The 7,327-nt window shown below is 59.2% G+C and carries 7 protein-coding genes; 2 read left to right on the forward strand and 5 right to left on the reverse strand.

What is annotated here, in order from left to right:
- The first annotated feature begins 144 nt into the window (after nucleotides 1-144).
- Entirely contained in the window at nucleotides 145-1,281 is a 1,137-nt protein-coding gene (locus H8711_RS09465; RefSeq protein ID WP_249283229.1) for a M23 family metallopeptidase, read from the forward strand.
- Nucleotides 1,282-1,336: 55 nt separating this feature from the next.
- Here H8711_RS09465 and H8711_RS09470 read toward each other — a convergent pair whose 3' ends face one another.
- From H8711_RS09470 to H8711_RS09485, 4 genes are all read right to left on the reverse strand, one after another.
- On the reverse strand, nucleotides 1,337-2,092 hold the full coding sequence (locus H8711_RS09470; RefSeq protein ID WP_249283230.1) for a YdcF family protein: 756 nt from the start codon (nucleotides 2,090-2,092) through the stop codon (nucleotides 1,337-1,339).
- A 125-nt stretch (nucleotides 2,093-2,217) separates the two neighbouring features.
- Nucleotides 2,218-3,588 (reverse strand): alanine/glycine:cation symporter family protein, encoded by a 1,371-nt coding sequence (locus H8711_RS09475; RefSeq protein WP_249283231.1) that lies wholly within the window; start codon nucleotides 3,586-3,588, stop codon nucleotides 2,218-2,220.
- A gap of 82 nt (nucleotides 3,589-3,670) precedes the next feature.
- Nucleotides 3,671-4,045, reverse strand: a complete 375-nt coding sequence (locus tag H8711_RS09480) for a VOC family protein (protein WP_249283232.1) — start codon at nucleotides 4,043-4,045, stop codon at nucleotides 3,671-3,673.
- 72 nt (nucleotides 4,046-4,117) lie between these two features.
- Nucleotides 4,118-4,450, reverse strand: coding sequence for a hypothetical protein (locus tag H8711_RS09485; protein WP_249283233.1), 333 nt, complete (start codon nucleotides 4,448-4,450; stop codon nucleotides 4,118-4,120).
- Nucleotides 4,451-4,709: 259 nt separating this feature from the next.
- On the opposite strand from H8711_RS09485, the gene H8711_RS09490 reads away from it, so the two are divergent.
- Nucleotides 4,710-7,169 carry a transglycosylase domain-containing protein gene (locus H8711_RS09490; RefSeq protein WP_249283234.1) on the forward strand — a complete coding sequence of 820 codons (2,460 nt, stop codon included), beginning with the start codon at nucleotides 4,710-4,712 and terminating at the stop codon, nucleotides 7,167-7,169.
- Here H8711_RS09490 and H8711_RS09495 read toward each other — a convergent pair.
- Nucleotides 7,121-7,327 (reverse strand): hypothetical protein (locus H8711_RS09495; RefSeq protein WP_249283235.1); only part of this gene is annotated, 207 nt, incomplete at its 5' end. The genes H8711_RS09490 and H8711_RS09495 overlap by 49 nt on opposite strands.

Consider the following 7,327-nt stretch of genomic DNA (forward strand, 5'->3'; position numbering starts at 1 on the left):
GCGTCCGCTTTCACAGCGGGCGCTTTTCTCATGCTCGCTGCAGGCATATGCGGCGGCTGTGCCCTCATACACTGTAATACCGGCTTTATGCCCGCCTTTGCGCGGCGGAACCGGCAAACGAACATGGTTGCGGGGGATGGAGATTTGCGGCGAGCTCAAAGAATCTATCTGAGTGTCGTGGCGCTGCTGGCGGCATGCACGGTGGTATCTGCGGTGTCGCTTGGAATGCGCGTCGCGCCGGCGCTGGCACAGGCGGAAACCGAAAAGAAGGATTACATCAAATGGGTCAGCTTCGATGTGCCCGCCTCGGCGCTGGACAAAGCCTACAAGGCGGCGCTGCAAGCCAACGAGGAGGAGCTCAGCCTGGATATGGCGCACATCCTTGGATATTTGGCGGCAACCTACTGGGGCAACTGGCGCTCCTTTAAGAGCGCCGATGTGGATCGTCTGCTCGAGCGTGTGCGCGCTGGCGAAAACGTCGACGAGATGGCTGCCCAGTACAAGGACTATCGCTACTTTTGCGAGGCGTACGACGCCGTGCTGGGCGGCATGGTGGGGGACTACGCCATCGAACTGCCGGATGAAAACGGCGAGCTGCATTGGGTGGAAAAGTACGGCCTAAAGGCGTATCTGCCGCTTGCAGAGGGGTTCGGCTTCAGCCACTGCGACGACTTCGGCAATGCGCGGTCGTTCGGTTACCGGCGCAAGCATCTGGGCCACGACATGATGGGCACGGTGGGTACGCCGGTTGTGGCGGTAGAATCGGGCACAGTGGAGGTGATGGGCTGGAACCGCTACGGTGGCTGGCGCATCGGCATCCGCAGCTTCAACAGTAAGCGCTACTATTACTACGCGCACCTGCGCAAGGATAAACCGTTCCAGCCCGGCCTCAAGGAAGGGGATATCGTGCAGGCGGGCGATGTGATCGGCTACCTGGGCATGACCGGCTACTCCGACAAAGAGAATGTCAACGGCATGAATGTGCCGCATCTGCACTTCGGCCTGCAACTGATCTTCGACGAGTCTCAGAAGGACGGCAACGGGGAGATATGGATCGACGTCTATCAGCTTGTGCAGTTCCTCGGCCGCAACCGCAGCACGGTGACAAGGGATGAGGAGACCGGTTACTACCGACGCAAGTACACCTATATCGACTTCGATGCGCTCAACCAGACCGCGCCCGCGCCCAGGACCACGCCGCTTGACCCGGAGATGGGGGATGAGGATTGTCCCATCCAGCCGGAAGAACCGGCCGCGCGCAAGGAGCAGGAGACGGAATAAACAAAATAAAGACGCCCGGTGCGGAACAATTCCGCCGCCGAGGCGTCTTTTTCTATCACCAGATGCGGTCGATCAGGATCGTTTTGGCCACCCCGAGCCATTCGCGCGCATAGTACATCGGGATCAGGCCGGGCGGGGTGCGGGAGCTGATTGCGGTGGGGGTGAGCCCCGCGTGGCGCGCCTGCAGCGCGGCGCGCAGCTGGTGGAACCCGTCGGTGCAGAGCGCAACGTTGGGATCCAGTCCGTTTTTACGGATCACCTCGGCTGAGTAGGCGAGGTTTTCCGCCGTATTGGTGGAGGCGTTTTCCTCATAGATGCGGTCGGAGGAGATGCCGCGCGCCTCCAGATAGAGCCGCATCACCTCGCTTTCCGCGTAGGTTTCGCCGTCGCCCAGCCCGCCAGAGCAGACCACCACGGCCTGCGGATGGCGCTCCAGATAATCGAACGCGGATTTGAGCCGCTGCTGTAGGATCAGGCTCGGAGAATCCCCGTTGATCTTGGCACCCAGGATCACGACCGTACCGGGCGGGTTGTTCACATCGGGGACGTTTCCGTAGGCGAACCACAGCATCACGGCCGTGAGCGCAGTGAGCACAGCCAGCCCCATTGCCCATAGCAGGTTAAGAATGATGTGGGCCCTATGGGGCATCCGGTCGTAAAACGCGAGATAGAGCAGGCCGGCGGCGCCCAGCAGGAGCAACGCGAAATTTCCCGCGTTCCAAAAGTTGAACAACAGCATCGAAATTGTGGAGTAGAGTACGAGGCCGCCCGACAGAATCAGGCCGCCCCTGCGCAGGATAGGATGGCTCATAGCAACGCCCCGTTTGATTGGAATGCCACCAGTCTACCAGAATTTTGTGAACAGGGTTTGACAGCATTCCGGCGAAACAGGGAATTTTTCGGAAGATGACCCCCGGCCGTAACCTCTTGAGGCGACTACAGCTTTGTGGTTTTCTTCCCCATGGTTTCCCGCCTGCGGTAATCCCGTGTTGCGCGGAATACTACACCCGAGAGCCCCAGCAGGCCGATGAGGTTTGGAACCACCATCAGGCCATTGAGGGTGTCGGAGATGCTCCACACCGTTTCCAGCTGCGTGACTGCGCCCACCGGAATCAGCAGGATGAACAGGTAACGGTAGATCCAAACCGCCCAGCGCTTGCCGCCCGTGAGGTAGCCCAGGCAGCTTTCGCCGTAGTAGCACCAGCCGAGCATCGAAGCGATGGCGAAAAACACCAGCGCCACCGAGACAAAGATCCCGCCCGGTTTCCCCAGGGCGCTGGAGAAGGCGGCCGAGGTCATCGCCCCTCCCGAGATCGGGCGGTGCAGCACCCCGGTGGTGAGCAGCACCAGCGCGGTGAGGGTGCAGCAGATCAGGGTGTCTGCGAAGACCTCAAACATGCCCCACATGCCCTGCTCCACCGGGCTGTCGGTGTCCGCAGCCGCGTGAGCGATGGGTGCGCTGCCCAGGCCCGCCTCGTTGGAGAAGATGCCGCGCGCAAAGCCGTAGTGCATCGCGCGGGCGAGGCCGTAGCCGCCGCATCCGCCCAGTGCGGAGACAGGGGAGAACGCGCCCGCGAAAATTTCTGCAAAGGCCGCGGGTACGGCGGCGATATTGCGGGCGATCACCCAGAGAGAGAACAGGATATAGAGCGCGGACATCAGGGGGATGGTGAGCTCGGTGATGCGGGCGATGCGCTTGAGCCCGCCCACGACGATGAGCCCCACCACCAGGGCCGCAGCGAGCCCCGTCGCCCAGGTGGGGATCGAAAAACTGGCCTGGAGCGCCCCTGAGATCGCATTGGCCTGCGTCATATTGCCCATGCCGAACGAGGCCGCCACGCACAGCAGCGAGAAGATGCCCGCGAGCAGTGGCGCGCGCAGCCCTTCGCTCAGATAGAGCATCGGGCCGCCGAAGTGCGCGCCCTTGGAATCGGTACCGCGGTATTTCACCGCCAGCAGCACCTCGGCGTATTTGGTCATCATGCCGAGCAGCGCGCTCACCCACATCCAGAAGATCGCGCCCGGACCGCCCAGCAGCAGCGCGGTGGCCACGCCGGTGATGTTGCCCACCCCCATGGTGCCGGCCAGCGCGGTGGACATCGCCTGGAACGGGGAAATGCCGTTTCCCCGCTTTTTGCGCCCGAACAGGCTGCCTATCGTGACCCTGAGCATCCGCCTGAAGTGGGTGAATTGGAACAGGCCGCTGCCCAGGGTGAAGTACAGCCCGGAGCCGATGAGCAGAAGCAGCATGGCGGGGCCCCACACCAGGGCGCTGAGCTGGTCGTTGATGCGCGATACAAGTTCCAAGGGTAGCCCTCCTCCATACGGTACTGGTATCACTATATGAAAAAAAGCGCAAAAAAAGAAGGCGCCGAAGCGCCCTCGCAGCTTAAGCCTTTTCGGGGATGATCTCGATCCAGTAGCCGTCCGGATCGCTGATGAAGTAGATCCCCATAGCGGGATTCTCATAGCAGATACAGCCCATCTCCCGGTGCTTTTGGTGTGCAGCCTCCAGGTCGTCCACTGAAAATGCCAAATGGATTTCGTTGTCCCCCAGGTTGTAGGGCTCCCTGCGGTCGCGCAGCCAGGTCAACTCCAGCTGATGGGCGTGTTCCCGACCATCCCCCAAAAACACCAGCGTGAAGCTGCCGTCCTTCGCCTGTTTGCGGCGGAGCTCCACAAGGCCCAATGCCTCCTGATAAAATGCCAGGGACTTCTCTAAATCCAGAACGTTCAGATTGTTGTGCGCAAATGCAAATTTCACAGCGTATAACCTCCTTTGCCTGATAGCGCTATTGTACCCGAAACAGGCGCGGTGCGCAAGCATTCAGGGGGTTTACGAGGTGTAATCTTCGATCAGGGAGACCAGCTCGGCGTAGTCCTTGGCAGCGACGCCGTTTTGCAGTTGGCTCTGGTCCAGTTCCGGCAGGGTTTTGACGTAGACGTCGAATACGAGGTCGGGCGCGGTCGAGCCGCGCTGGTACACGGCCAGGCGGCCCTGGTAATTTTTCAGGAGATATTCGTAGTTTTCGGCGTCCTCCATGGGCACTGCGGCGCCGCTTTGCCCAATGGGTTCGGCGCTGTGCGGGGTAGTCAGCTGGACCAGGCCGAACCCCAGCAGGGCGGCGGCCGCCAGCGATAGGATAGTCGCAGTGAAGCTGGCGCGCATAGCGGAGCCCCCTTTCCAACAGAATTGCGCGATTCCATACTCTTGTGCCTAGTGTGAACAGAAATCGGAAAATTTATACAGAAATCTAAAAAAGGAATCGCATACAATTCCTTTTAAAAAAATTAACATTTTGTGCCGTGAATATGGTATAATAGTAAAAGTTATCGGCTTTTGTCCCATCGGAAACACAAGCCCGCACGTGCCACATGGCTGGACGCGGGCGTTTCATCAAGCTACACAAGGGGGCGACAACACTTCCATGACTTCAAATAATAATCTGCCGCAACGCCCGAAGCGTCCGGCCAACCGGAGTTCCAGCGCGAGGCAGTCCAGACCGGATGCCGAGCGGAATCGCCAAAGGCGAAACAACGCCCAGGATGTCGATCTGGCCAGGGGCATCAAGGGCACGTTATCGATCATTGGAAAAACGCTGGCCACCATCTTTTTCATCATGGTGATCACCGGTTCGATCGTGGCCTCCGTGATGACCGTCTATGTGGTCAATTTCCTCGACGATCAGACAGAATATAACCTGCGCGACCTCAACCTGAAATATACCACCACATTATATGCTGTGGACAGCGAGACGGGTGAGGATCATCCGCTTCAGGTGATCAAGGGCGACGATAACCGCATCTGGATCAACTTTGAAGATATCCCGGACACCATGCAGCTCGCGGTGATCGCGGCTGAGGACAAGCGCTTCCAGACCCACCAGGGGGTGGACTGGAAGATGACCTTTAAAGCATTTTTGAACATGCTCAAGCCGGGCGGGGAGACCACCGGCGGTTCCACCATCACGCAACAGCTCATCAAAAACATCTCCGGTGAAAAGGAGGTGCGCGTCGACCGCAAAATCCGCGAGATTTTCCGCGCGTTGGCCCTGGAGAAGGAATACTCCAAGGACGATATCATGGAGGCGTACCTCAACACCATCGGCCTTGGCGGCAATACCTACGGCATCCAGGCCGCATCCAACCGCTACTTCGGCAAAAATGTGCAGGAGCTGGACAAGGCTGAGTGTGCAGCGATCATCGCCATCACTCAGAACCCCAGCAAGCTGGAGTTGTTCAACCACGAGGAGGAAAACCGCGTGCGCCGCTCCTACATCCTCGATCAGATGCTGGATATCGAGCTGACACAGCTCAAAGCGCGCCTGGATGGCAAGGAATCGACCGAATACGGCCCGGTGGAGGGCGGCAGTATCTCACAAAGCGAATACGAAAAGCAGAAGAAAAAGCTCGAAAGCGAGTATGCGGCCGCCAAAAAGGAGAAGCTGGTGATCCAGCCCAGCGCGGCGCAGCAGACCCGTGCCGAGATTTATAGTTACTTTGTCGACTATGTGATCGAAGAGGTCATGGCCGATCTGATGGATCAGTACGGCTATGAAAAACAAAAGGCGTGGGACATGGTCTATAACGGCGGCCTTTCGATTTACACCACTGTCGACGAGCGTATCCAGGGTATCCTGGATGAAAAATTCATCACCAACGAAATCGAATACGACCCAGAGACCTCCATTTTCCAAAATGTCAAGGGGCAGTACATCATCAACGGTGGGCAGAGCTACGGCGATTATGTGGACGGGCAGCCCCAGTGCGCGATGGTGATTATGGATTACGAGGGGAACATCAAGGGGATTGCGGGCGGACGCGGGGAAAAGACCGGCGACCGCACCTTCAACCTCGCCACCGACGGCGTGCGTCAGACCGGTTCGTCGATCAAACCCCTTTCGGTTTACGGTCCGGCTGTCGACCTCGACCTGGTGCACTGGTCCTATATGACTGCGGACGAGCCGTTCGGCTATCTGGTCGACGGCCGGTTGGTTCGCGCCACCGAGGTGGAAACAGTGGAGGAAGAGGATGAGGACGGCAACATCGTCGAGAAAAAAAAGGTGGTGGGCACCCCCTGGCCGGTCAACTACGACGCGTATCGCGGGCCCCAGGGAATCATCACCATCAACCGGGCGCTGCAAAACTCGGTGAATACCGTGGCGGTAAAGACCCTTGACCTGCTCACACCGCAGGTGTCCTACGACTTTTTGTACCGCAACCTCAATATCAAGACGCTCGACCCCGATCACGACATCGATTATGCACCCTTGGCACTGGGCGCGCAGAGCGGCGGCGTTTCGGTGCTGGATATGACTGCGGCCTACCAGATCTTTGGCAACGGCGGGCTTTATTATGAGCCGCACTCCTATACCCGTGTGGTGGACAGCCAGGGCAACGTGCTCCTGGAATCGGATGATCCGCCGCGCCGTGTGATCTCGGAGGACACCGCCGAGGTGATGAACCGCCTGCTGCAAAGCGTGGTCACCGGAGGCACCGGCTCCCCGGCGGCGCTGGGATATGTCCCCGTCATGGGCAAGACCGGTACCTCCAACATGGATAAGGACCAGTGGTTCATGGGCGGCACTCCCAACTATGTCGCGGGCGTGTGGTTTGGTTTTGATAAGGAAAACGCTGGTATCCCGCATTATAACCCCTATCCGCCGCCGCAGATCTGGAAGCGGATCATGAGCGAGGTGGATGCGGAGCCGGTCAACACAGCGTTCCCGGTGAGCGGAAGCGTTGTGCAGGAGACCTACTGCGCCGAGTCGGGCGACCTGGCGACCCCATCCTGCCCCAAAACAGGCGTGGGCTGGTACAAGGAGAGCGCGCTGCCGGGCTATTGCTCGCTGCACAGCGGCGTCATCGAATCCGAAGAGGTCGATTGACCCCCATTGAAAAATAATAAATTTGTTTTGAGGCGGGTCACCCCTAAGGGGTGACCCGCCTCAGCGCGTTTGGAGAGGCGCTTCCGCCCTTCGTCCTCCATCCCGCCATCGGAAATCTCTCCGCCCCCTTTGCTTTCTTTCCCCTCCTCTTCCACTTT

It is taken from the genome of Ligaoa zhengdingensis (genome assembly GCF_014384885.1).
In the GTDB taxonomy this organism is placed as follows: Bacteria; Bacillota; Clostridia; order Oscillospirales; family Ruminococcaceae; genus Ligaoa; species Ligaoa zhengdingensis.